The organism is Pseudomonas sp. NPDC089741, from assembly GCF_044748825.1.
GTDB classification, from domain to species: Bacteria; Pseudomonadota; Gammaproteobacteria; order Pseudomonadales; family Pseudomonadaceae; genus Aquipseudomonas; species Aquipseudomonas helmanticensis.
In genome coordinates this window covers 465156-490601 of sequence record NZ_JBIVGT010000001.1, presented here as the reverse complement: position 1 = coordinate 490601, position 25446 = coordinate 465156, and the positions used below count along the sequence as shown (strand labels likewise).

Sequence of the window (25446 nt, the reverse complement as noted above, 5' to 3'; positions counted from 1 at the left end):
GCTCGCGTTCAAGCGATCAAGCCAGATCCACCAAGACGATTTCACTGTCTTCAATCGCCGTGACGGTCAGCACCTGCTCATGCGCTACCGCGACACCGTCTCGAGCTTGTGCACGCAAGCCATTGACTTCAATCACACCGGTTGCTGGAACCAGATAGGCGCGGCGTCCTTCATCCAGTCGATACTCTGCGGTTTCCCCGGCCTTGATATTCGCCGCGACCAAACGTGCATCGGCCCGAATGCGCAGGCTCTGGTCATCGCCGTCCTTGCCGCTGGCCAATGTCACGAAGCCTTCACGTTCGCCCTTTGGAAACGGTTTTGCACCCCACGAAGGCGGCGCACCGGTTTCGGTGGGCAGAATCCAGATCTGGAAGATCTTGGTGTCATGCGCTTCCAGGTTGTACTCGCTGTGCGCAATGCCGGTACCGGCACTCATGACCTGCACGTCGCCCGCTTCAGTACGGCCTTTGTTGCCAAGATTGTCCTGGTGAGTAATCGCACCTTCACGGACGTAAGTGATGATTTCCATGTCGCGGTGCGGATGCTGCGGAAAACCGGTACCCGCCGCGATGATGTCGTCGTTCCACACGCGCAGATTGCCCCAGCTCATGCGCTGCGGATCGTAATACTCGGCGAACGAAAAATGGTGATGGGCATCCAACCAGCCGTGATGGGCGCCGCCCAGCGAGTTGAAAGGTCTGAGTTCAAGCATGATCGTCTCCTCAAAAGGTTCGTCATGGGGCGCGATGCTTGCACCCGACGCGAGACCGTTGGTTTATGACGGCGATCATCTATCAGTTAACCATCGATAAAAAGCGTAAAAAGTGCGGCGTTATTATCTAAATGACTGATGAGAACGGCGCTCGAAATCGTCTTGTCTCACCTTCAATTGATCGTCTAAACCAATGACCTGTAAGCATTTCGCTAGAACTCAACGGCAAATACAGACACCATAGCCGCAACAGCCTCACACACTGGAGCCCGTCAGCGTGGCGCAACACACCCCCGATCTTCCTCCCGAACTTCGCCCCCTGGCCGAGATGCCATGGTTCAAACGTCTGGCCGCGCGCTTTTTCGGCCACGGCTTGACCCGATTGCGTGCACAGCACCGTGCATCGTGGCTGCACGGTCAGGCTGATGGCTTTCGCAGCGGGCACACCGCTGGCGTCGAATATGGCTTTAAAGAAGGCAAGCTCGAAGGTCTGGAAGAGGGCCGGCAAGTCCTGCTGATCCGCGACAGCCGCAACACCGAGCATCGTCCGCCCAGTGTCGACAATCACCTGTTCGACGATTGGCGCCTGCCGCTGACGGCCGAGCTGAAAAAACGCATGAAGGCCGATGTCGCGCGTTTGCTGCCGGAGCATGCGCAGCCGAGCGCAGCGCAATGGAAGATGATCTTCAGCGATACGCCGTCGACCTCCGTGGTCGCTGGCGCTGGCGCCGGCAAATCGACCACGCTGGTGTTGCGCATCCTGCTGCTGAGCCATTACCTCGGATTCGAGCTGGACTCAATGACCGTGGTGACCTTCACCCGCGAGTCGCGCAAGGATTTCATCAATAAGTTGATCGAACTGTTCGCACTCTGGGGTCAGGCACTCAGCCTGAAACAGGCGCGCGAACTGGTGCGAACCTTTCATTCGCGGATCTTGCCGATGGTTCGCAGCCTGCCCGGGTTCGAGCGTTTGCAGGCATTTGAAAACCTCAGCCTGCGGCCGCAGGGCGGCGAAGAAGAGGTTGATAGCAATCCGTTCGACCTGCGTATCAACGATGCTCAGCGCCAGCAAATGAACGCCTGCTATCACCGTTTGTTCAGCGAGGACGAGCGTTTCCGCCAGTTGATTCAACCGCTTTCGCGCGCCGGTTTGCAGCTCAAGGAGCTGGAGCGCGATCATCCTGACGTGCAAAAACGCATGGCAGTGACCGAGCTGGCAGCGAAGCGCGACGAAGAGCTGTGCGACGCGATCGAAGATCTGTGGTTGCGCGCCGGTGCCTGGCCAATCAAAGGCATTGAGCCGAAGCGGCAGACCTTTGATATCAATGGCTCGACCTTCCATTGCCACGGCTATATTCCGGGTCTCGATGCTTGGGTAGTGCTTGGCTTCGACCCACGTGAAAACCCTCAGGTTTGCCGGCCCAACGCCAAGCTGTCAGTGCGGGCGGAGTGGGCAGTAAAGCGCACCCTGTTTCAAGCTTTCTGCCGTAAGCCATTGATATGGTTGGATAGTTACGAGTCATCAAAGCGCGTTTTGGCGACCTTGGCGGGCGATGCCAGTGCGGGGCCAGGGTTCGACTACAAGGTCAAAGGCGAGTTGGCATCGGCGCCTTTACTCGATTGTTTTGTCGCCGCTGCAGGCTTTATCGAGAACCTTGGGCTGGATGTTCCGGACGCTGTCGGGCGCATGAGTTTTGCAAAGGACGACCCGGACCGGTTTTTCTTTGAAGCGCTGAGTCTGTTCTGGCGCGCGTTCGAAGATCATTTGCTCGACCAGAAACCGCCGGTGATGACTTACAACCGCATGTTCGCGCTGTTCAGCGAACATTCGCCAGAGAATCTCAAGCTGTTGAGTGATGAGTTGCTGCGGCCACTCTCGCACCTGATGATCGATGAATTTCAGGATGTATCGCCCCAGATAGTCTCGTGGATCCGCGCCAGCCTCACGGAAATCCGCAGCCGTGGCCCGGCCATGCACGTCGGTCGCGGAGCGCAGCGTTCGTCGTTGTTGTGCGTGGGTGATGACTGGCAGTCGATCTATGGATGGCGGGGCAGTTCGCCGGCGTATTTCATGGAATTCAACAAGGAGTTCCCTTCACCGAGTACCACGCGCGTGATGCTCAGTGACAATTATCGCAGCCATCAACACATCATCGATGCGGCCGAGCATATTGTTCGCGCAGCACCGGCGATTCCCGGCAAGAAGGCGAAGGCCAGCGGCGAGCCGAAACCGTTACAGCCGGTCAACGTCCTGCAGCGTGATGATCAGGCCTTGGGGCAGCGCTTGGCCGAACACTATCACCAAGGTCATTCAATCTTGATGCTCTATCGAAAAAGCAGCGATAAGTTATTGATTGAAGAGCATATTCAGTCAGTAGTTAATGTTGATTCGAGCTTGCCGTATGACGCCCGCCGCCTCAAGCAACTGACTTATCACAGCGCCAAGGGTCTGCAAGCTGATGCTGTGTTCCTGCTGGGCGATTGTCAGCATCTGACCAGTTCGCCTTACAAGAATCAGGTCTACCGCATGGCCGGGCTGGGCAAAAATGGCGACAGCGAGCCCTACGATACCGCGCAGAAGGACGAAATTCTGCGCCTGGCCTATGTCGGTATCACCCGCGCCGTCAGTCACTGCTACTGGTACGTCGAGCCGCAGGAATCCCAAGCCGTGAACATGCCCCGGGCATCGGACCGGGTGGCCAAAGGCAAAGCGTTCTTCGCCGACCATCGACCGGAAAAACACACCGCCTAGTCACAAAAAAGCCCGCATAAATGCGGGCTTTCTTATTGTAAATCAGCAGCTTATGCGTAACTTCTAAAAGACTCTGGAGGTACAAAAGCCTCCAATTCATCCTCCACGGCCTCAATAATTCGCTCGACATCAGCGGCATTCATCACCGTGGCGCACGGTATGCCGGCGATGGCGATCATCGTTTCGCCACTGACTCGATCGAACAGGCGGGCAATCATGCTGCCCGGCGCATCCATCGTCGCCTCGAAACCCATGGGATGAAAATGCCAGCGCATCAGCTGGCAAGCGTTGGGGAACGTGACTTTGCTTGACCCTTTATTCATGTGTTGCCCGCCTTCTTCATCGAGCGCTTCCGTTTGCTCATGTTAGGTGGGAAGAGCCTTCATGGCTCAACCGGTGCTTGCCATTAAAAGTAGCATCCCGGTGTGAAATTCCTGTGAGAATTTTCAGTTCATTTGGCGATTGCTTTGATTTTTTTGATGTAGGTCACGCTCGTTGGCGAGAGTGCCAGATGGCCACTATCGATTAGCCATTGCTGCCGGTGTCGAACTTGGGCAAGCTCGATTCTTTTGTACTGAGCCTTTTATGCACGCCGACGACGACGGCCCCGATCAGACCGAAGCCACGGCCGCCACGGTCATGCGCTACCACTTGAGCTGGAAGCATCGGGATCTGGACAGCGTGATGGCGCTGTATCACCCGGACATCCAGTACAACGATTTCTTCCAGAACCGTGTACTTGGCCTGGATGAGTTGCGCGAGTACGTGCGCGTCAGCATGCCGCGAGAATCCGACGAACTGCTCGAGCATTGCGACCGCATTCGCGTCGACGGCAACACTGCGTTCATTCAATACGAAGTCACGCTGCGGGGCGGGGATGGCCTGGTGTCGTTTCGTTCCAGCGAAGCGATTACGGTCAAGGACGGACTGATCTGGCGCGTCAACGAATATGCTTCGCTGGTGCGCACGCAAAGCACTGGCAGCACGGCGGCGAACCAGCGCCCGGCAGTCAGTCGTCTGGGTTTGTCGCCACGCCAGTTAAGCTTCATGGCCGAAGATCTGCAGCAGTACTTCGAAAAACAGCAGCCTTACCTTGATCCCGAACTCGACCTGCAACGGGTGGCGAAGGAGTGCGGGTACAGTCGCAATCAGATTTCCTACCTGCTCAATCAGGTGCTGGGGCAAAGCTTCTACCGTTACGTCAATCAGGCGCGCCTGCAGCATTTGCTGCGTTCTTTGGACCATGCCGCGCCGCCGTTGCGCATCGATGAGCTGGCGTTCGCCGCCGGATTCAATTCGTTATCAGCGTTCTACAGCTGTTTCCGTCAGCACACCGGCCAGTCACCGAAGGCTTACGCCAAACAAATTTCTTTGCGGACACGCGCGCAAGACATCGGCTGAACTCACGCACTAGGATCGACGCCATCGAAGGTTTTCAGTGGCGGAGTCTTGCATGCCGGCGTGGCGCACTATCAGTTTGTGGATGGATCAACTCGATGAGCCGTTGCTTGCGCGGCCTGAGCTTGAGCGGGACCTGGACGTCGACGTGGCGATCATCGGCGCCGGTTACACCGGGCTGTGGACGGCGTACTACCTGAAGAAACTGGCTCCTGGCCTGGATATCGCCATCGTCGAGGCGCAAACCGCCGGCTTCGGTGCTTCCGGCCGCAATGGCGGCTGGTTGATGGGCAATCTGCTCGGCGAGGATCGGCTTTTGGCCGGTCTGTCGCCGGAACAGCGTCGCGCCTCGTTCGACCTGCTGCACAGCATTCCCGATGAAGTCGAGGTGGTCCTTGAGCGCGAAGGCATCGACTGCGATTACCGCAAGGGCGGCGTTCTTTACTGTGCTGCGCGCTATCCGGAACAGGAAGCCACGCTGCGCGACTACCTGAGCAAACTGCACGCCCAAGGCCTGACCGACAACGATTACCGCTGGCTCAGCCCTGAGCAACTGGCGCACCAGATCCGTGTGGCCAAGCCTTATGGCGGCATCTATGCGCCGCACGTGGCGACCATCCACCCGGCCAAACTGGTGCGTGGTCTGGCGCGGACCGTGCAGAACATGGGCGTGAAAATCTACGAAAACAGCCCGGTTACCCATTGGCAGGCGGGCAGCTTGCGCACCGCCAAGGCCAGCGTGCGCAGTCGCTGGATTGTGCCGGCGGTCGAAGGTTATTCGGTGACCTTGCCACCGCTGGGTCGATATCAGTTGCCGGTGCAAAGCCTGATCGTTGCCACCGAGCCGTTATCTGCCGCCACCTGGGACGAGATCGGGCTGAATCGCGGGCAAGCGTTCAGCGAGTTCAGCCGCCAGGTCACCTATGGCCAGCGCAGCGCCGACAATCGCCTGATCTTCGGCGCCCGTGGCGGCTACCAGTTCGCCGGCAAGCTGCGCCACAACTTTGACCTGACCCGCGATGAAGTCGAACTGCGCCGTTATCTGTTTGGCGAGCTGTTCCCGCAACTGAAAAACGTGCAGATCACCCACGCCTGGGGCGGCAACCTCGGCATGTCCCGGCACTTCAAGCCGCACATGCTCTGCGATCGCGCCAACGGCATTGCGTTGTCCGGCGGTTATGGCGGCGAGGGCGTTGGCGCCAGCAATCTCGGCGGTCGCACCTTAGCGGATCTGATTCTGGAGCGCGACAGCGAACTCACTCAGCAGCCATGGGTGCTGCCCGACGGCGGGATTCATGCGCTGCGCGCGTGGGAGCCGGAGCCGTGCCGCTGGCTCGGTTACAACGCGATCATCAAAAGTTTTGTCCACGAAGACCAGACCCTGGCCAACCCGGCGACCGCGCCATGGCGGCGCAAGCTTGCCAGCCAGGTGGCGAGCTTCATGGAAGGTTTCATGCACTAAACGTCGTTTATTGAATAGACAGGTCCGACCATGAGCATTACGCAGTTCAAGAACACCGCGACATTAAAACTCGACGAATCCAATCCGGTGGCCGTGCCGCTGGGCGAACCGGTCGCGGTTGCCTCGACCACCAGCGTCGAGCGCGACGACGGCGTCGAAACCGGCGTCTGGGAATGCACGCCCGGGCGCTGGCGCCGGCAGATCACCGCCCAGGAATTTTGCCATTTCATTTCCGGGCGCTGCACCTTCACCCCGGACGGTGGCGGCGAAACCCTGCACATACAAGGTGGCGACGCACTGATGTTGCCAGCCAACTCGCTCGGTATCTGGGATATCCAGGAGACCGTGCGCAAGACCTACGTGCTGATTTTCTGATTGCTTGATCCTTTGATTGCCTGCCAACAAAAAAAACCTCAACAGGAATCGCCCCATGATCCGCAAAACCTTTGCTCTGGCACCGCTGATGCTTGCCGTTTCCCTCGCCCAGGCGGCGGAAACGGTCAAGGTGTACAACTGGTCCGATTACATCGCGCCAGACACCACGAAGAATTTTCAGAAAGAAACCGGCGTCGGCGTCACGTATGACGTCTACGACAGCAACGAAACCCTCGACGGCAAGTTGATGACCGGCAAATCCGGCTACGACGTGGTCTTTCCGTCCAACCATTTCATGGCCCGGCAGATTCAGGGCGGGGCGCTGAAGAAACTCGACAAGAGCCAGTTGCCGAACTGGAAGAACCTCAACCCGGTGCTGCTCAAGGCCTTGCAGGTCAACGACCCGAACAACGAGCATGGTTTCCCGTATCTGTGGGGCAGCACCGGTATCGGCTACAACATCGCCAAAGTCAAAGCGGTGCTGGGCGACAACGCCCCGGTGGACTCCTGGGATTTGATCTTCAAGCCCGAGTACATGGAAAAGCTGCAGAAGTGCGGCGTGGCGATTCTCGACAATGGCCCGGAACTGCTTCCGGCAGCGCTCAACTATCTGGGCTTGCCGCCGCACAGCAAAAATCCTGAGGACTACAAGAAAGCTGAAGCGTTGCTGATGAAAGTGCGGCCATACGTCAGCTATTTCCATTCTTCGAAGTACACCAGCGACCTGGCCAACGGCGATATCTGCGTGGCCGTCGGTTTCTCCGGTGACATCCTGCAGGCGGAAAATCGCGCCAAGGAAGCCAAGAATGGCGTCGACATCGGTTATGCGATTCCCAAGGAGGGCGCCGCGATCTGGTTCGACATGGTGGCGATGCCGGCGGATGCGCCGGACGAGAAGGCCGGTTATGCGTTCATGAACTACCTGCTGCGCCCGGACGTGATGGCTGGGGTCAGCAACTACGTGCACTACGCCAACGGCAACGAGCAGGCCGACAGCCTGATCGACCCGGCAATCAAGAACGACACCAAGGTCTATCCGAGTCCGGAAATGATGGGCAAATTGTTCGCGCTGGAAGCAATGCCGCTGAACATCGACCGGATCCGCACCCGCGTCTGGAACAAAATCCGCACCGGCAGCTGACCCCCCGTTGGAGCTGCCGCAGGCTGCGATCTGTTGATCTGCCGTTAAATGCAAGATCAAAAGATTGCAGCCTCGTTGCACTCGTCAGCTCCTACAGTTTTGAGTGGGGTGGTGGCTGATATCAATACACTGGCATCGCACTATTAAAGTGCAGCAAAGTGAGACGCGCCTAACAAAAAACAACTTACCCATATTTAATAATTAAATAGAAAATCGTCAGACAATTAGGCAGTTCTCTACCGTTTAAAACATTCTTTCGTCCGCGCGCGCTTTGTTTACGGCAGTTCCACCAAACAGTTCAATTTGATCTCAAAAAAATGCTTTACGTCAGATTTCAAATTGTGTCAGGTTTCCGATGCCTTCATTGGGCGAGTGATAGGACTATCTCGCCAGAGATTGTCGCTATCGGACAAAAACTGTTCCATTGCTAAACAAGGAAGTGTGTTTATGTCGAAAGTTAAAGCTAATGCTATTGATACCGCCGAACAGGCTTTTTTGCTGTCCGCGGCGCCGCAACCTCTGGCCGCAGCCAGCTCGGCGTTTAACCAGATCGATAGCTTCAGCCACCAATACGATCGTGGCGGCAACCTCACGGTCAATGGCAAACCCTCCTTTTCCGTCGACCAGGCCGCAACCCAGTTGCTGCGCGACGGCGCTGCCTACCAGGACAAGGATGGCAGCGGCAAGATCGAACTCACCTACACGTTCCTGACCTCGGCATCGTCCAGCACGATGAACAAGCACGGGATCAGCGGGTTCAGTCAGTTCAACGCACAACAACAAGCCCAGGCCAAGCTCGCCATGCAATCCTGGGCCGACGTGGCTAACGTGACCTTTACCGAGAAAGCCTCGGGCGGTGACGGCCACATGACCTTCGGTAACTACAGCGGTGGCCAGGATGGCGCAGCAGCGTTCGCCTACCTGCCAGGCACCGGCGCCGGTTATGACGGCACTTCGTGGTACCTGACCAACAGCAGCTACACGCCGAACAAGACCCCGGATCTGAACAACTACGGTCGTCAGACCCTGACCCACGAAATCGGCCACTCCCTGGGCCTTGCTCACCCTGGCGACTACAACGCCGGTAATGGCAACCCGACTTACAACGATGCGTCCTACGGCCAGGACACCCGCGGTTACAGCATCATGAGTTACTGGAGCGAGAGCAACACCAGCCAGAACTTCAGCAAGGGCGGGGTGGAAGCCTATTCGTCCGGCCCGCTGATGGACGATATCGCTGCCATCCAGAAGCTCTACGGCGCCAACATGAACACCCGTACCGGTGATACCACCTACGGCTTCAACTCCAATGCCGGGCGGGATTTCCTCAGCGCCTCGTCGTCTAGCGACAAGCTGGTGTTCTCGGTGTGGGATGCGGGCGGCAAGGATACTCTGGACTTCTCGGGTTTCACCCAGAACCAGAAGATCAACCTCAATGATGCCTCGTTCTCCGACGTTGGCGGCCTGGTGGGCAACGTGTCCATCGCCAAGGGCGCCATCATCGAGAACGCCATCGGCGGCTCCGGCAATGACCTGCTGATCGGCAACAGCGTGGCCAACGAACTGAAGGGCGGTGCCGGCAACGACATCCTCTTCGGCGCCGGTGGTGCCGACAAGCTGTGGGGCGGCGCGGGTTCGGACACGTTCGTGTTTGCGGCCAGCTCCGACTCCAAGCCAGGTGCGATCGATCAGATTCTCGATTTCGTCAGTGGTCTGGACAAAATCGACCTGACCGGCATCACCAAAGGCGCCGGCCTGCACTTCGTCAGCGCCTTCACCGGTGCGGCGGGCGATGCAGTGCTGACTTCGTCGGGCGGCAACAGCCTGCTGTCGGTGGACTTCTCCGGGCACGGCGCGGCTGATTTCCAGGTCAGCACCGTTGGCCAGGCGGCGACCAGCGACATCGTGGCGTGATGTAGAAGTGGAAAGCGGCGTGTAATGCGCCGCTTTCTTCACTTGCATCGGCTGATCCTCTAGGCAAGGCTACGCGCCGGAGCGAATATTCCCATGATCTGTAAAGCTTTTACCTACACGACAATGGCGTGGCTGACGGCGGCGCTCTTCACGATTTCAGGAGAAACCACTATGGCAAGCAGCCTCAGACTTGAAGAACCCGCAGTATTCGCCGGCTCATGGCAGGCGACATTGTCCGGCCGTGATGACACGCCTGAAGCACAGGCGCTGCAGGACAAACCCTCGAATACCTGCGTCGTCGAGTTGCAAGTCAATCAGACCCTGGGCAAAGGCGCCGACTGCCTCGGTGCATGGCTTGAGCAGACGCCGATTGGCTGGTTTCCCGATCCGGATGGCTTGTCGATCACCGGCAAGGAAGGCTCAAGAATCCAGTTCTTCAGCCGACAACGTGATGGGTTTTATCTTGCGACTTTGCAGTCGGGCTTGAAGATTACTCTGGAGCGCACTGCGCAATAGTCGTAATGATCAAGTTGGCCGTAGAGTTTCAGTATAAGGCAGCAGCATGTGGTTATAAGTCGCCGAGTGAATGGCAACTGCACCGCAATAAACAACGCAAGTTGTTATGAAAGTGTAATCGGTCGTTCGCTAATTGCGTTGTGGCCAGGCACGAACAATTAATTGAAGTCTTGCCAAAGATTGGCGAGAGATCTCTTTCAGGAATAATCAATGAAGATGGCGAAGGCCCCAGCCACCGCTCCCTTATTCAAGGCTTTGGGTGACTATAAAAGCATCCTGATCAGCGTCGGCTGTTTTACCGCACTGATTAACGTGCTGATGCTGGTGCCCTCCATCTACATGCTTCAGGTCTATGACCGGGTGCTGTCCTCGCAAAATGAAACCACCCTGGCGATGTTGTCGCTGATGGTCGTTGGTTTCTTCGCCTTCATTGGCCTGCTGGAGGTGATCCGCAGTTTTATCGTGATCCGTATTGGCAGCCAGTTGGAGCGTCGTTTCAATCTGCGCGTCTATCAGGCTGCATTCGAACGCAATCTGTTCAAGGGCGAGGGCAATGCCGGGCAGTCGCTGGGCGATCTCACCCACATCCGTCAATTCGTTACCGGGCCGGCGCTGTTCGCGTTCTTCGATGCGCCGTGGTTCCCGGTCTATCTGTTCGTGATCTATCTGTTCAACGTCTGGCTCGGTGTCCTCGCCACGGCGGGCGCGCTGCTGCTGATCGCGCTGGCTTGCCTGAACGAATACATGACCAAAAAGCCGCTGGGCGAAGCCGCCGGGTTCTCGCAAAAATCCAGCCAGTTGGCCACCAGCCATCTGCACAACGCCGAAACCATTCAGGCAATGGGCATGCTCGGTTCGTTACGCAAGCGCTGGTTCCAGGTGCATTCGCGTTTCCTTGGCCTGCAGAATCAGGCCAGCGACACCGGCGCGGTGATCAGTTCTCTGAGTAAAACCTTGCGTCTGTGCCTGCAATCGCTGGTGCTCGGCCTCGGCGCTCTGCTGGTGATAAAGGGCGACATGACCGCCGGGATGATGATCGCCGGGTCGATCTTGATGGGCCGCGTACTGAGCCCGATCGATCAGTTGATTGCCGTGTGGAAGCAGTGGAGCGGGGCGAAGCTGGCTTACCGCCGTCTCGACGCCTTGTTGCAAGCGTTCCCGCCAAGCGACGACGCCATGGCGCTGCCGTCACCGAAAGGTCAGATCACTTTCGAACAAGTCAGCGCTGGCCCGCCGGGGCAGCGTGCGGCGACTCTGCACATGGTCAATTTCAATCTGGGGGCGGGCGAAGTACTTGGCGTGCTCGGCGCCTCCGGCTCTGGCAAATCGACCTTGGCGCGGGTGCTGGTCGGTGTCTGGCAGGCGCTCGGCGGCACCGTGCGTCTGGATGGCGCTGATATTCACCGCTGGAACCGCGATCAGCTCGGCCCGTACGTCGGTTACCTGCCACAGGACATCGAACTGTTCAGCGGCAGCATCGCCGAGAACATCGCCCGGTTCAGCGAAACCGATGCGCAGAAAGTCGTCGCTGCGGCGCAACAGGCCGGTGTTCACGAAATGATTCTGCGTTTGCCGCAAGGTTATGACACGCAACTGGGCGAGGACGGCAGCGGTTTGTCCGGTGGCCAGAAGCAGCGCGTGGCACTGGCGCGCGCCATGTATGGCAAGCCGAGCCTGGTGGTGCTGGATGAGCCGAATTCCAATCTCGATACCGTCGGCGAAGCCGCGTTGGCCAGTGCCATTGCGCAATTGAAAGCGCAAGGCACCACCGTGGTGCTGGTGACGCACCGTTCTTCGGTACTGGCTCAGGCGGACAAGTTGCTGGTACTCAACGACGGCCGTTTGCAGGCGTTTGGCCCAAGCCAGGATGTGCTCAAGGCGCTTTCCGGCCAGCAGGAACAACAACGTGAAAAACCGGCGCAAGCACCGGGCGGGCTCAGCATGAGCCGGCAGTATCAGCCCACGACAAGGAATTCGGGTGTATGAGCAGCGCCAGCATGAACACTGAAAACGAAGCGAGCATGGAACACGCCTACATCACCGAGCGTCCGGAGCGCGATGCGAAATTTTTCGCGCGCATGGGCTGGATCCTGGCCATCGTTGGCGCCGGCAGTTTCTTCACCTGGGCGGCATTGGCGCCACTCGATCAAGGCATCCCGGTGCAGGGCACCGTGGTGGTCTCGGGTAAACGCAAAGCCGTACAGTCGATGAGCAGCGGCGTGGTCAGCCGGATCCTCGTGCGCGAAGGCGAGATCGTCAAACAGGGCCAGCCTCTGTTTCGCCTCGACCAGACGCAAGTCGCCGCCGACGTGCAGTCGCTGCAAGCGCAGTACCGCATGGCCTGGGCCAGCCTCGCGCGTTGGCAGGCTGAGCGCGACAACCTCAAGCAAGTGACGTTTCCGGCGCAGTTGAGCACCGACCCGGATCCGCGCCTGGCACTGGTTCTGGAAGGCCAGCGGCAGCTGTTCAGCAGCCGTCGCGAAGCGTTCTATCGGGAGCAATCGGCATTGCGCGCGAGCATCGAAGGCGCCACCGCGCAACTGTCGGGGATGCGCCGCGCACGTACCGATCTGAATGCCCAGGCCGATTCCCTGCAGCAGCAATTGCGCAACCTGCAACCGCTGGCCGACAACGGCTACATCCCGCGTAACCGCTTGATGGAATACCAACGCCAACTGTCGCAAGTGCAGCAGCAACTGGCGGAAAACACCGGTGAAAGCGGCCGCGTCGAGCAGGGCATCCTCGAATCGCGCCTGAAGCTGCAACAGCATGGCGAGGAGTATCAGAAGGAAGTCCGCACGCAACTGGCCGACGCGCAACTGAAAAGCGTCACCCTGTCCGAGCAACTGACCTCGGCCGGTTTCGACCTGCAACACAGCGAAATCATCGCCACCGCTGATGGCGTCGCGGTCAATCTTGGCGTGCACACCGAAGGCGCGGTGGTGCGGCAGGGCGAGACTCTGCTGGAGATCGTTCCGCAAGGTACGAGGCTGGAAGTGGAAGGGCACCTGCCGATCAACCTGATCGACAAGGTCGGCACGCATTTGCCGGTCGATATCCTGTTTACCGCGTTCAACCAAAGCAAAACCCCGCGTGTACCGGGCGAAGTCAGCCTGATTTCCGCCGACCAGATGGTCGATGAGAAAACCGGCGTGCCGTACTACGTGTTGCGCAGCAGCGTCAGCGATCAGGCCATGGAGAAACTCAACGGTCTGGTGATCAAGCCCGGCATGCCGGCAGAAATGTTCGTGCGCACCGGTGAACGTTCACTCCTCAACTATCTGTTCAAACCGCTGCTCGACCGGGCCGGCTCCGCGTTGACCGAGGAATAAGGATGTTCGGCTGTATGAATAAGCTTTCGATGCTTACGGCGGCGCTTGCGCTGCTGGCGGGCAATAGTGCACTGGCGGCCATGGGGCCGTTCGATATCTACGAACAAGCGTTGCGCAATGACCCGGTGTTCCTCGGGGCGATCAAGGAGCGTGACGCCGGCCTGGAAAACCGCGCGATTGGCCGCGCCGGGCTGTTGCCGAAAATCGGTTACAACTACAACAAGGGCCGTAACACGTCGAAAGCCACGTCCCTTGATGAGCGTGCACGCAATCGTACCGATGAACGTAACTACAGCAGTTACGGCTCGACCCTGACCGTGCAGCAACCGCTGCTCGACTACGAAGCCTACGCGGCGTATCGCAAGGGTGTGGCGCAGTCGCTGTTTGCCGACGCGAACTTCCGTGGCAAGAGCCAGGAGTTGTTGGTCCGCGTGCTGGACAACTACACCAAGGCCTTGTTTGCGCAGGATCAGATCGACATCGCTCAGGCGAAGAAGAAGGCCTACGAGCAGCAGTTCCAGCAGAACGAACACATGTTCAAGCAGGGCGAGGGCACCCGCACCGACATTCTCGAAGCCGAGTCGCGCTATGAACTGGCGACCGCCGAGGAGATCGAGGCGCGCAACGAGCAAGACGCCGCATTGCGTGAACTGGGCGCGCTGGTCGGTCTGCCGGCGGTGGACATCACGGATCTGGCGCCGCTGGATCAGGATTTCCAGACGTTCACCCTGCAACCGGCCAATTACGACACCTGGCACGAACTGGCGATCAGCAACAACCCCAACCTCGCGTCGCAGCGTCAGGCTGTGGAAGTGGCGCGTTACGAGGTTGAGCGCAATCGAGCCGGGCACCTGCCGAAGGTCAATGCTTACGCGTCGGCGCGGCAGAACGAGTCGGAAAGCGGCAACACCTATAACCAGCGTTATGACACCAACACCATCGGCATTGAAATCAACGTGCCGCTGTATGCCGGTGGTGGGGTTTCGGCCTCGACGCGTCAGGCCAGCCGCACCATGGAGCAGGCCGAGTACGAACTCGACGGCAAGACTCGCGAGACCTTGATCGAACTGCGTCGGCAGTTCAGTGCCTGCCTGTCGGGGGTCAATAAACTGCGCGCTTACCAGAAAGCGCTGACCTCGGCCGAAGCGCTGGTGGTGTCGACCAAGCAGAGCATTCTTGGCGGCGAGCGGACCAACCTCGATGCGCTGAACGCCGAGCAACAGCTGTTCACTACCCGCCGCGATCTGGCGCAGGCGCGGTACGACTATTTGATGGCCTGGACGAAATTGCATTACTACGCCGGAACCTTGAGCGAACAGGACCTTGCCCGAGTGGACGAAGCGTTTGGCCAGGTGCCGAAAACCCAATGACAGCGACCTCCTGATGGCTGTGATCTATGCAAAGCAAGATCAACAGATCGCAGCCTTCGGCAGCTCCTGCATGACGGTTTCAACGATGAGGTTTGAGTAGCACAACACATCCCTGCAGGCGCTGCCGCAGGCTGCGATCTTTTGATGTTCGCGGCATGAGTCAGAACCTGCACAACAATAAGAAAGTGAGTGGTGAACATGGACGTACGCATCAAGCCGATCTCGGTCGGTACCCTGCTGCTTGTGATTTCGACAACCCAGGCCCAGGCGCAATACCTGGAAACCGGCAAACCCGGCGATCCGGGCAGTTGGCGCAGCGCCGAATTCCTCCGTGACTGGGGCCTCGGTCGTATGCAGGCCGATCAGGCTTACGCGGCGGGCATCACCGGTAAAGGCGTGAAAATCGGCGCCCTCGACTCCGGATTCGATGCCGCCCATCCCGAGTTCGCGGCCGACCGCTATCACCCGGTGTTGGCCAAGGGCACTTACGTCGATGGTTCGCTGTTCAACGTCGACGGCACGCTCAACCCCAACAACGATTCACACGGCACTCACGTGGTCGGCACCATGGGTGCATCGCGTGATGGCAGCGGTATGCACGGCGTCGCCTACAACGCGCAAATCTACGTCGGCAACACCAACAAGAACGACAGCTTCCTGTTCGGTCCCAAGCCCGATCCGCGCTATTTCAAAGCGGTCTACAACGCCTTGGCCGATGCCGGTGTACGTGCGATCAACAACAGCTGGGGCAGCCAGCCGCCGGACGTCAGCTATCGAACTCTCGCCGATCTGCATGCTGCCTACGCCCAGCACTGGAACCAGGACACCTGGCTCGATGCCGCAGCCGAGGTGTCCTCGCAGCGCGGCGTGATCAATGTGTTCAGCGCCGGCAACAGTGGGTACCCGAACGCTAGCGTGCGCTCGGCGCTGCCGTATTTTCAGCCGGATCTCGAAGGGCATTGGCTCGCGGTGTCCGGGCTCGATCAAAGCAATCAGCAGAAGTACAACCAGTGTGGCATCGCCAAGTATTGGTGCATCACCACGCCGGGAGCGAAGATCGACAGCACCATCCCCGGCGGCGGTTACTCGGTCAAGTCCGGCACCTCGATGTCGGCACCGCACGCGACCGGCGCCTTGGCGCTGGTGATGGAACGCTACCCGTACATGAACAACCAGCAAGCGCTGGAAACCCTGCTGACCACCGCCACGCAACTGGATGGCTCGGTGACCGATGCGCCGAACGGGCAGGTCGGTTGGGGCGTGGCCAACCTCAATCGGGCGATGCGCGGGCCGGGGCAACTGCTCGGCGCGTTCGACGCCAATCTGCCGGCCGGGCAGAGCGATGTCTGGAGCAATGACATCTCCGACAAGGCGCTGATCCAGCGCCAGCGCGAAGACCTCGCCGAGCACAGCGCCTGGCAGCAAACCCTGCTGGCCAACGGTTGGCAAAACGGTATTCCGGCCAGCGCCAGCCAGCAGGATCAGACCGACTATGCGGTCGGCATGGCTCGTGATGCCGCGGCCGCCACGCGGGTTTATCAAGGCAGCCTGATCAAGTCCGGTGACGGCCAATTGTTGCTGACAGGGGAGAACAGCTATCGCGGCCCGACCACGGTCAATGGCGGTCTGCTGACGGTCAATGGTTCGCTGGCCTCGGCAGTGACCGTCAACGACAGCGGCACCCTCGGCGGCTCCGGGCGGATTGGCGCATTGCTCGCCAACAGCGGCGCGCGCGTGGCGCCGGGTAATTCCATCGGCACTTTGAATGTGGCCGGCGACGTGACCTTCGCGCCGGGTTCGACCTACGCGGTGGAACTGTCGCCGACCAGCAGCGACCGTATTGTCGCCGGCGGCGCAGCGACCATCAGTGGCGCCACCGTAAGCCTGTCGCTGGAAAACAGCCCGACGCTGCTGAGCACCGTCGAAGTGCAAAGCCTGCTCGGTCACCAATACGACATCTTGCAAGCGGCCAGCGGGATTCAGGGCCGGTTCGGCGCCGTGCTGCCGAATTACCTGTTTATCGGCGGCAGCCTCGACTACGCCGCCAACGGTATTCAACTGAATATCAAGCGCAACACGAGGTCATTCGCCAGCGTTGGCCTGACGCCGAATCAACGCTCGGCAGGCGCGGCCGTCGAAAGCCTCGGTGCCGGCAATTCGGTCTATGAAAGCCTGTTGTTGTCGCCCTCAGCCACATCGGCACGACAAGCGTTCCAGCAACTGAGCGGTGAGATCTACCCGGCCATGGGGACGATGCTGATCAACGACAGTCGTCAGTTGCGTGATGCGGTCGGCGAGCGTCTGCACGATGCCAACGCTGCGCAAAACAACGGCTGGATCAAAGCCCTCGGCGCGTGGGGCACTACCGATTCGGGTCATGACACGGCGGGTTACAGCACTTCGCTCGGTGGCTTGCTGGCCGGTGTCGACGGCGCGCTCGATGAGCAGACACGCATCGGTCTGGTCACGGGTTACAGCGACAGCTCGTTGAGCATGGGGTCGGGCACGCACTCTTCGGCCAAGGTCGACAGCTACCACCTCGGTGCCTACGCCGGTCACGAAAGTGGTGCCTGGCGCTTGAGTACCGGCGCGGCCTACAGCTGGCATCGCGCGGATGTGAAACGCGATCTGCAATACGGCGAGGTCAGCGCCAAGCAGAAAGCCAAGGTCGATGCCGCGACCACGCAAGTGTTCGGTGAGGCGGCTTATCGACTGCAGCTGCAACCGTTGGCGCTGGAGCCGTTCGCCAATCTGGCCTATGTGCATGTCGACACAGAAGGGTTTACCGAGAAGGGCGACGCTGCCGCATTGAAAAGTTCTGGCGATCAACGCGACGCGGTGTTGAGCACCCTCGGCGTGCGTGCGGTCAAGACTTTCAATTTGTCGAACCGGCAGTCACTCGACGTCAGCGGCCACCTCGGCTGGCAGCACAGCTTGAGCGATATCGATGCCGAACAACACCTGCGCTTCGCCAGCGGCGGTACGCCGTACCGCGTCGAGAGTTCGGCACTGGTGCGCGACGCCGCGCTGGTTGGCGTACAAGCCAGCCTGGCCCTGAGCAAGGACGTACGGGTGAACCTCGATTACAACGGACAACTGGCCAATCGCGAGAAGCTGCATGGCGTCGGCTTGAGCCTGAACTGGCAGTTCTAACCCCTTACCCCCCCCTGTAGGAGCTGCCGCAGGCTGCGATCTTTTGATCTGGCCCTTGATGGATCAAAGGCAAAAGATCGCAGCCTGCGGCAGCTCCTACAGGTTATGTGGGGATGAATTGGATACACGGATTTTTCGCAACATCACTAAGGAAGGTCGCTGGATGAATAACAACAATACCCCCGCGCAAACGGGTGGCCGTTTTGCCCTCAAAACCCTGACGTTCGCCGTACTGTGCGCTATCGGCACGGCACATGCCGCTGGCTATGTGGAAAACGGGCGCAACGGTGATCCTTCAAGTTGGCGCAGCAACGAGTTTCAGGCCGATTGGGGCCTGGGCGCCATCGGTGCCGATCACGCCTACGCGGCGGGCTACACCGGCAAGGGCGTGAAACTGGGCATCTTCGATCAGCCGGTGTATGCCGCGCACCCGGAGTTTTCCGGCAGCAATAAAGTCATCACCCTGGTCACCAGCGGTATCCGCGAATACACCGACCCGTACATTCCGGTGAAGGCCGGCGACGCCTTCCGTTATGACGGCTCGCCCTCGGTCGGCTCCGACGGCAAGCTCGGCGCCCACGGTACTCACGTCGGTGGCATCGCCGCCGGCAGTCGCGATGGTGGGCCGATGCATGGCGTCGCGTTCGGTGCGCAGATCATCAGCGCCGACAACGGTGATCCGGGCCCGGAGGACGGCATCGTGCGCGGTAACGATGGCGCGGTGTACAAGGCCGGTTGGGATGCGCTGATTGCCAGTGGCGCACGGATCATCAACAACAGCTGGGGCATCGGCATCACTGACCGCTTCGACCTCGGCGGCCGCGATCCGGCTTACCCGCATTTCACTGTCAACGACGCCCAATTGCAGTTCAACGAAATCCGCACCTTGCTCGGGACCAAACCCGGTGGCGCTTATGACGGCGCTATCGCCGCCGCTCGCAGCGGTATCGTGACAATCTTCGCCGCCGGCAACGACTACAACCTCAATAACCCGGATGCCATCGCCGGCCTCGGCTACTTTGTGCCTGAGATCGCGCCGAACTGGATCACCGTCGCCGCGTTGCAGAAGAACCCGGATCTGGCCAGCGCCAACCCGTACATCATGAGCACGTTCTCCTCGCGATGCGGTTACACCGCGAGCTTCTGCGTCTCGGCGCCGGGCACGAAAATCTTCAGCTCGATCATCGAAGGCACCAACGCCGATAACCTGACCACCGGCTACAAAAATTACAACGGCACCTCGATGGCCGCGCCACACGTCGCTGGCTCCATGGCGGTGTTGATGGAACGCTTCCCATACATGACCGGCGATCAGGTCGCCACGGTGTTGCGTACCACCGCCACCGACCTCGGCGCACCGGGTATCGACGCCTTGTACGGCTGGGGCATGATCAACCTGCGCAAGGGCATCGATGGCCCGGCGATGTTTGTCACCGAGAAGGACATTCCCGAGGAATTCCGCATTCAGGGCGCCTACGGTTCCGGCCAGTTTGTTGCTGATTTGCCCGGCATTGGCGCGATCATCGATCAAGGCAAACCGACCGAGCGCGTGTGCAATGACATCACCTGCGGCCTCGACACCTGGCGCAACGACATCTCCGGCCATGGCGGTTTGACCAAGCAAGGCATCGGCACGCTGGTGATGACCGGCAACAACAGCTACAACGGCCCGACGCTGGTCAATCAGGGTCGCCTGGCAATCAACGGTTCGCTGACCTCGGCGGTCACGGTCAATGACAGCGGCATCCTCGGCGGTAATGGCCGCATCGGCGCGTTGTCGGTAAAAAGCGGCGGTACGGTTGCGCCGGGTAATTCCATCGGCACGCTGAATGTTGCCGGGGACGTGACCTTCGAACCGGGTTCGACCTACGCGGTAGAAGTCTCGCCAACCGCCAGCGACAAGATTGTCGCCGGTGGCAAAGCGTTGATTGACGGTGCCACGGTCAGTCTGTCGCTGGAAAACAGCCCGACGCTGCTGACCACCACCGAAGTGAAAAGCCTGCTCGGTACGCAGTTCAATATCCTGCAAGCGGCAGGCGGTATCGACGGCCAATTCGGTCAGGTGCTGCCCAATTACGCGTTCCTTGGCGGCACCCTGGCGTACTCGGCCAGTGGTGTGCAATTGGAGGTCGGGCGCAACGGTGCATCGTTCGCCAGTGTCGGTCTGACGCCTAACCAGCGTGCGGTCGGTGCGGCTGCCGAGCGTCTCGGCGCGGGCAATGCGTTGTTCGAAACCCTGCTGCTGTCGCCCAATGCGGCCACGGCGCAACAAGCCTTCCAGCAGTTGTCCGGTGAGATTCATCCGGCGATCGGCACGCTGTTGATCAACGACAGTCGTTACCTGCGTGAGGCAGTCGGCGAACGTCTGCGCGAGCGTGATCTGTTCAACGCCGATGCACCGACTGACGATCGCAGCAATGCCTGGGTCAAGGTATTGGGTTCGTGGGGCACCAGCGATGGCGGCAATAAATACGCCGATTCGACCAGCTCCATCGGTGGTTTGCTGGCCGGTGTCGATGGCTTGATTGCTGAAGATACCCGGCTGGGTTTCGTTACTGGTTATAGCGACAGTTCGTTGAGCATGGGCAGCGGCACGCATTCGTCGGCCTCGGTTGATAGCTACCACTTGGGTGCGTATCTGGGACATCAGATCGATGCCCTGCGCCTGACCGTTGGCGGCGCTTATAGCTGGCACCGCATCGACGCGAAACGTGATCTGCAATTCGCTGATGTCAGCGGCAAGCAGAAGACCAAACGCGACGCGACCACCGCGCAATTGTTCACCGAAGCCGCTTACGATCTGGGCTTGCAACCGATGAACCTTGAGCCGTTCGCCAACCTGTCCTACGTGCACCTGAACACCGAGAGCTTCACCGAAAAAGGTGATGCCGCCGCGCTGAAAGGTGGCGAAGACAACCGCGATGTGCTGTTGTCGACACTCGGCGTACGCGCCAAGCGCAGTTTTGCCCTGTCGGACCAGCATCAACTGGAGCTGGGTGCGAGCCTGGGCTGGCAGCACAACCTGAGCGATGTCGACGCTGACAGTCATCTGGCGTTTGCCAATGGCAACAGCGCGTTCACCGTGCAGAGCGTGTCGATGGATCGCGACGCCGCCGTGGTCGGCGTGCGCGCAGGTCTGGCGCTCAACCGCGATGTGCGGGTCAACCTTGATTACAACGGGCTGATCGGCTCGAACGAGAAGGACCATGGTGTGGGCCTGACGCTCGACTGGCAGTTCTAGGCAGCGCCGGCAGTTCCCCACGGAACTGCCGTTTTTTAAAAGGAAGAGAGAGCACAACATGGGATTGTTCGATTACAAAAATGCCGATGGCAAAGCGCTGTACAGCGACGCCATCGCACTGACGCTGTATGCCTACACGCCAACCGGCCAGCCTTTGCCGGCCACGGGCTGGGCACCGGTGGCTGCGACCGCGCTGGCTTACCAAGGCAAGGTCGGGCCGCAGGGCACGTTCTTCGGTGAGAAGGACGGCTTCACCAGCGCCGAAGCCGAGGTGCTGGGCAAATACGACGCTGCCGGCAAGTTGATCGGCATCGGCGTGGCCTTTCGTGGCACCGGTGGGCTGAGTTACAGCGATACCTTTGGCGACATGAAAAACAACTTGCTGGCGGCGATCGGGCCGTCGGATTACGCCAGTGACTACGCGAAAAACGCCTTCGACAATCTGCTCAAGGCCGTCGCCGCGTTTGCCATTGCCAACGGCATTGCTGCCAAGGACGTGTTGATCAGCGGCCACAGCCTCGGCGGGCTCGGGGTCAACAGCGTGGCCGAACTGAGTGGCAGCAACTGGGGTGGTTTCTTCAAGGACGCCAACTACATCGCGTTCGCTTCGCCAACCCAGAGCAGCACCGGCAACAACGTGCTGAACATCGGTTACGAGAACGACCCGGTGTTTCGTGTGCTTGATGGCACCACGTTCAGCACCGCGTCGATGGGCAAGCACGACAAGCCGCATGATTCGACTACCGACAACATCGTCAACTTCAACGACAATTACGCGTCCACCGCACAGAACCTCGTGCCGTTCAGCATCGTCAATCCGCTGAGCTGGTCGGCGCACGGCTCGCTGGGCTATGCCGATGGCCTGAATCGGGTGATCGATTCGAAGTTCTACAACCTCACCGGCAAGGACTCGACGATCATCGTCTCCAACCTGGAAGCGTCGTCCCGTGGCAAGACCTGGGTCGAGGATCTCGGCCGCAGTGGCGAGCCGCACACCGGCAGCACCTTCATCATCGGCACCGACAGCAACGATTGGCTCAAGGGTGGCGCGGGCAACGACTTCCTTGAAGGTCGCGCGGGCGATGACCGTTTCCGCGATGACGGCGGTTTCAACATCCTCCTCGGTGGCCAGGGCCACAACACCTTCGAGCTGCAGAAGCCATTGCAGAACTTCAGCTTCGCCAATGACGGCGACGGCACGCTGTATGTGCGCGACGCCTACGGTGGCATCAGCATGACCCGCGACATCGGCGCGCTGGTGAGCAAGGAGTCGGGTTCGTGGTGGGGCAGCAAGGAAATCACCTGGGGTGTGACGGCCAAAGGGCTGACCAATGGCAATGAGCTGACGCAGTACAACCATTCGCTGAGCGGTGATGGCTACGGCAACGCGTTGCATGCGACGGCTGATGGCGACTGGCTGTTCGGTCTCGGTGGCGATGACAAGCTGATCAGCGACAAGGGCCACGTGACCTTCGTTGGCGGCGCCGGTAACGACGTGATGACGGCGATTGGTGGCAACAACACGTTCCTGTTCAGCGGCGCGTTTGGCTTCGATGCGATCAATGGCTATCAGGGCAGCGACAAGCTGGTGTTCATGGGCGTCGAAGGCGCGGGGCAGGGCTACGACTACAAGCAGCATGTGGCGCAGACCGGCGGCGATACCGTGCTGAAGATTGGCGACTATGCCGTGACCCTGATCGGGGTGGGAGTGGCTAACCTGTCGGATTCATCGTTCGTTTTCGCCTAACCACAACAGCCCTGTAGGAGCTGCCGCAGGCTGCGATCTTTTGATTGTGTTTTTAAAGATCAACAGATCGCAGCCTCGTTGCACTCGACAGCTCCTACAGGGGATTTGATTCGTCGTTTGTTTTCGCCTGACCCCAACAGCCCCTGTAGGAGCTGCCGCAGGCTGCGATCTTTTGATGTGTTTTTAAAGATCAACAGATCGCAGCCTCGTTGCACTCGACAGCTCCTACAGGGGATTTGCATGTGGTGTTTGAAATGCTCCGGAGCGCTCTGTGAGGGGCGCCCTGGCTGTGAGCTATCTCTGAACAATTCCAACAAAGAGAGAGGCAATAGCAATGGGTGTGTATGACTACAAGAACTTCGGTACGGCGGATTCCAAGGCGCTGTTCAGCGATGCCATGGCGATCACGCTGTATTCCTATCACAACCTCGATAACGGCTTTGCCGCCGGTTATCAGCACAACGGTTTCGGCATCGGCCTGCCAGCCACACTGGTCACCGCGCTGATTGGCGGCACCGATTCGCAAGGCGTGATTCCCGGCATTCCATGGAATCCCGATTCGGAAAAACTCGCTCTCGATGCGGTAAAAGCGGCCGGCTGGACGCCGATCACTGCCTCGCAACTGGGCTATGACGGCAAGACCGATGCGCGCGGAACCTTTTTCGGCGAGAAGGCCGGCTACACCAGCGCTCAGGTGGAAATCCTCGGCAAGTACGACGCCCAAGGCCATCTCACCGAACTCGGCATTGCCTTTCGCGGCACCAGCGGCCCACGAGAAATCCTCATTGGCGACTCGATCGGCGACGTGATCAACGATCTGCTCGCGGCCTTCGGTCCCAAGGACTACGCGAAAAACTACGTCGGCGAGGCGTTCGGCAATCTGCTCAATGACGTGATGGCCTTCGCCAAGGCCAACGGCCTCACCGGCAAGGACATCCTGGTCAGCGGCCACAGCCTCGGCGGCCTGGCCGTCAACAGCATGGCCGACCTGAGCGGCGGCAAGTGGGGTGGGTTCTTCACCGACGCCAACTACATTGCCTACGCGTCGCCAACCCAGAGCGGCACCGACAAAGTGCTCAACGTCGGCTATGAAAACGATCCGGTGTTTCGTGCCCTCGACGGCTCGACCTTCACCGGCGCCTCGGTCGGCGTGCACGACGCGCCGCATGCCTCGACCACTGACAACATCGTCAGCTTCAACGATCACTACGCCTCGACCGCGTGGAATCTGCTGCCGTACTCGATCCTCAACATTCCGACGTGGATTTCACACCTGCCCACCGGTTATGGCGACGGCATGACCCGCGTGCTCGACTCGAAGTTCTACGACCTGACCAGCCGCGACTCGACGATCATCGTCGCCAACCTGTCCGATCCGGCGCGCGCCAATACCTGGGTGCAGGATCTCAACCGCAACGCCGAAACCCACAAGGGCAGCACGTTCATCATCGGCAGCGACGGCAACGATCTGATCCAGGGCGGCAGCGGCAACGACTATCTGGAAGGCCGCGCCGGCAACGACACCTTCCGTGACAGCGGCGGCTACAACATCATCCTGGGCGGGCAGGGCAGCAATACCCTCGACTTGCAGCAGGCGGTGAGCAAGTTCGACTTCGCCAACGACGGCGCCGGCAATCTGTACATCCGCGACGCCAGCGGCGGGATCAGCATCACCCGCGACATCGGCAGCATCGTCACCAAGGAGCCGGGGCTCCTCTGGGGTCTGTTCAAGGACGACGTGATTCACAGCGTCACCGCCAGCGGCTTGAAGGTCGGCAACAATGTCACGGCGTACGAGTCGAGCGTGAAGGGTGGCAGCGGTGCCGATACGCTCAAGGCGCATGCCGGTGGCGATTGGCTGTTCGGCCTCGACGGTAACGATCACTTGATCGGCAGCACGGGTAACGATGTGTTTGTCGGCGGTGCCGGCAATGACCTGATGGAGTCGGGTGGCGGGGCGGATACGTTCCTGTTCAACGGCGCATTCGGCCAGGATCGGGTGGTCGGTTACACCGCGAATGACAAACTGATCTTCCTTGGCGTGCAGGGTGTGTTACCCACGGATGACTTCCGCGCGCATGCCGCCACGGTCGGCCACGATACGGTGCTGACGTTTGGCAATGATTCGGTGACGCTGGTCGGTGTGGCGCTGAATAGTCTGAGTGCCGACGGCATCGTCATCGCCTGATATTGATGTGCTGACCAATACCTGTGGCGAGGGGGCTTGCTCCCGTCGGGAGGATAAGCGGGCCCGTTCCATTTCAGACAATAGGGGCCTGCTTCGCAGTCCAACGGGGGCAAGCCCCCTCGCCACAAGGTATTTAAAGTGACTC

16 protein-coding genes are annotated in these 25446 nt (G+C 59.7%); 14 read left to right on the top strand and 2 right to left on the bottom strand.

The genetic code is table 11. The annotated features are described in order from the left end of the window. Positions 1–16: 16 nt before the first annotated feature. Positions 17–712, bottom strand: coding sequence for a pirin family protein (locus tag ACIPZE_RS02125; protein WP_129393744.1), 696 nt, complete (start codon positions 710–712; stop codon positions 17–19). Between the two features lie 277 nt (positions 713–989). On the opposite strand from ACIPZE_RS02125, the gene ACIPZE_RS02120 reads away from it, so the two are divergent. Then, entirely contained in the window at positions 990–3464 is a 2475-nt protein-coding gene (locus ACIPZE_RS02120; RefSeq protein ID WP_400770947.1) for a UvrD-helicase domain-containing protein, read from the top strand. A 50-nt stretch (positions 3465–3514) separates the two neighbouring features. Here the strand turns inward: ACIPZE_RS02120 and ACIPZE_RS02115 are convergent, their stop codons facing one another. After that, positions 3515–3787: a DUF1652 domain-containing protein gene (locus tag ACIPZE_RS02115; protein WP_283436518.1), complete on the bottom strand. Its 273-nt coding sequence runs from the start codon at positions 3785–3787 to the stop codon at positions 3515–3517. A gap of 262 nt (positions 3788–4049) precedes the next feature. Here ACIPZE_RS02115 and ACIPZE_RS02110 point away from each other — a divergent pair, with 262 nt between their 5' ends. From ACIPZE_RS02110 to ACIPZE_RS02050, 13 genes are all read left to right on the top strand, one after another. After that, the gene (locus ACIPZE_RS02110; RefSeq protein ID WP_400770944.1) at positions 4050–4865 is read left to right on the top strand and encodes a helix-turn-helix domain-containing protein; all 816 of its coding nucleotides are present in this window, start codon (positions 4050–4052) and stop codon (positions 4863–4865) included. Positions 4866–4917: 52 nt separating this feature from the next. Then, positions 4918–6324, top strand: a complete 1407-nt coding sequence (locus ACIPZE_RS02105) for an NAD(P)/FAD-dependent oxidoreductase (RefSeq protein WP_400770941.1) — start codon at positions 4918–4920, stop codon at positions 6322–6324. 30 nt (positions 6325–6354) lie between these two features. After that, entirely contained in the window at positions 6355–6699 is a 345-nt protein-coding gene (locus tag ACIPZE_RS02100) for a cupin domain-containing protein (protein WP_129393755.1), read from the top strand. A 55-nt stretch (positions 6700–6754) separates the two neighbouring features. Further along, a complete protein-coding gene (locus ACIPZE_RS02095) occupies positions 6755–7840 on the top strand; it encodes a polyamine ABC transporter substrate-binding protein (protein WP_129393757.1) in 1086 nt (361 codons plus the stop codon). Between the two features lie 447 nt (positions 7841–8287). Next, positions 8288–9754, top strand: coding sequence for a serralysin family metalloprotease (locus ACIPZE_RS02090; RefSeq protein WP_283436516.1), 1467 nt, complete (start codon positions 8288–8290; stop codon positions 9752–9754). Between the two features lie 93 nt (positions 9755–9847). Next, positions 9848–10270 (top strand): AprI/Inh family metalloprotease inhibitor, encoded by a 423-nt coding sequence (locus ACIPZE_RS02085; RefSeq protein ID WP_400770936.1) that lies wholly within the window; start codon positions 9848–9850, stop codon positions 10268–10270. 210 nt (positions 10271–10480) lie between these two features. After that, positions 10481–12256 carry a type I secretion system permease/ATPase gene (locus ACIPZE_RS02080; RefSeq protein ID WP_400770933.1) on the top strand — a complete coding sequence of 592 codons (1776 nt, stop codon included), beginning with the start codon at positions 10481–10483 and terminating at the stop codon, positions 12254–12256. Further along, on the top strand, positions 12253–13602 hold the full coding sequence (locus ACIPZE_RS02075) for an HlyD family type I secretion periplasmic adaptor subunit (RefSeq protein WP_283436513.1): 1350 nt from the start codon (positions 12253–12255) through the stop codon (positions 13600–13602). The genes ACIPZE_RS02080 and ACIPZE_RS02075 overlap by 4 nt, the downstream gene beginning before the upstream one ends. 2 nt (positions 13603–13604) lie before the next feature. Further along, positions 13605–14972, top strand: coding sequence for a TolC family outer membrane protein (locus ACIPZE_RS02070; protein ID WP_283436512.1), 1368 nt, complete (start codon positions 13605–13607; stop codon positions 14970–14972). A 198-nt stretch (positions 14973–15170) separates the two neighbouring features. Then, the gene (locus tag ACIPZE_RS02065; protein WP_400770930.1) at positions 15171–18125 is read left to right on the top strand and encodes an autotransporter domain-containing protein; all 2955 of its coding nucleotides are present in this window, start codon (positions 15171–15173) and stop codon (positions 18123–18125) included. Positions 18126–18288: 163 nt separating this feature from the next. Continuing rightward, positions 18289–21366 carry an autotransporter domain-containing protein gene (locus tag ACIPZE_RS02060; protein WP_400770927.1) on the top strand — a complete coding sequence of 1026 codons (3078 nt, stop codon included), beginning with the start codon at positions 18289–18291 and terminating at the stop codon, positions 21364–21366. Positions 21367–21424: 58 nt separating this feature from the next. Beyond that, positions 21425–23113 carry a polyurethanase gene (locus ACIPZE_RS02055; protein WP_400770924.1) on the top strand — a complete coding sequence of 563 codons (1689 nt, stop codon included), beginning with the start codon at positions 21425–21427 and terminating at the stop codon, positions 23111–23113. Positions 23114–23447: 334 nt separating this feature from the next. Next, a complete protein-coding gene (locus ACIPZE_RS02050; protein WP_400770921.1) occupies positions 23448–25301 on the top strand; it encodes a polyurethanase in 1854 nt (617 codons plus the stop codon). The last annotated feature ends 145 nt before the right edge of the window (positions 25302–25446 follow it).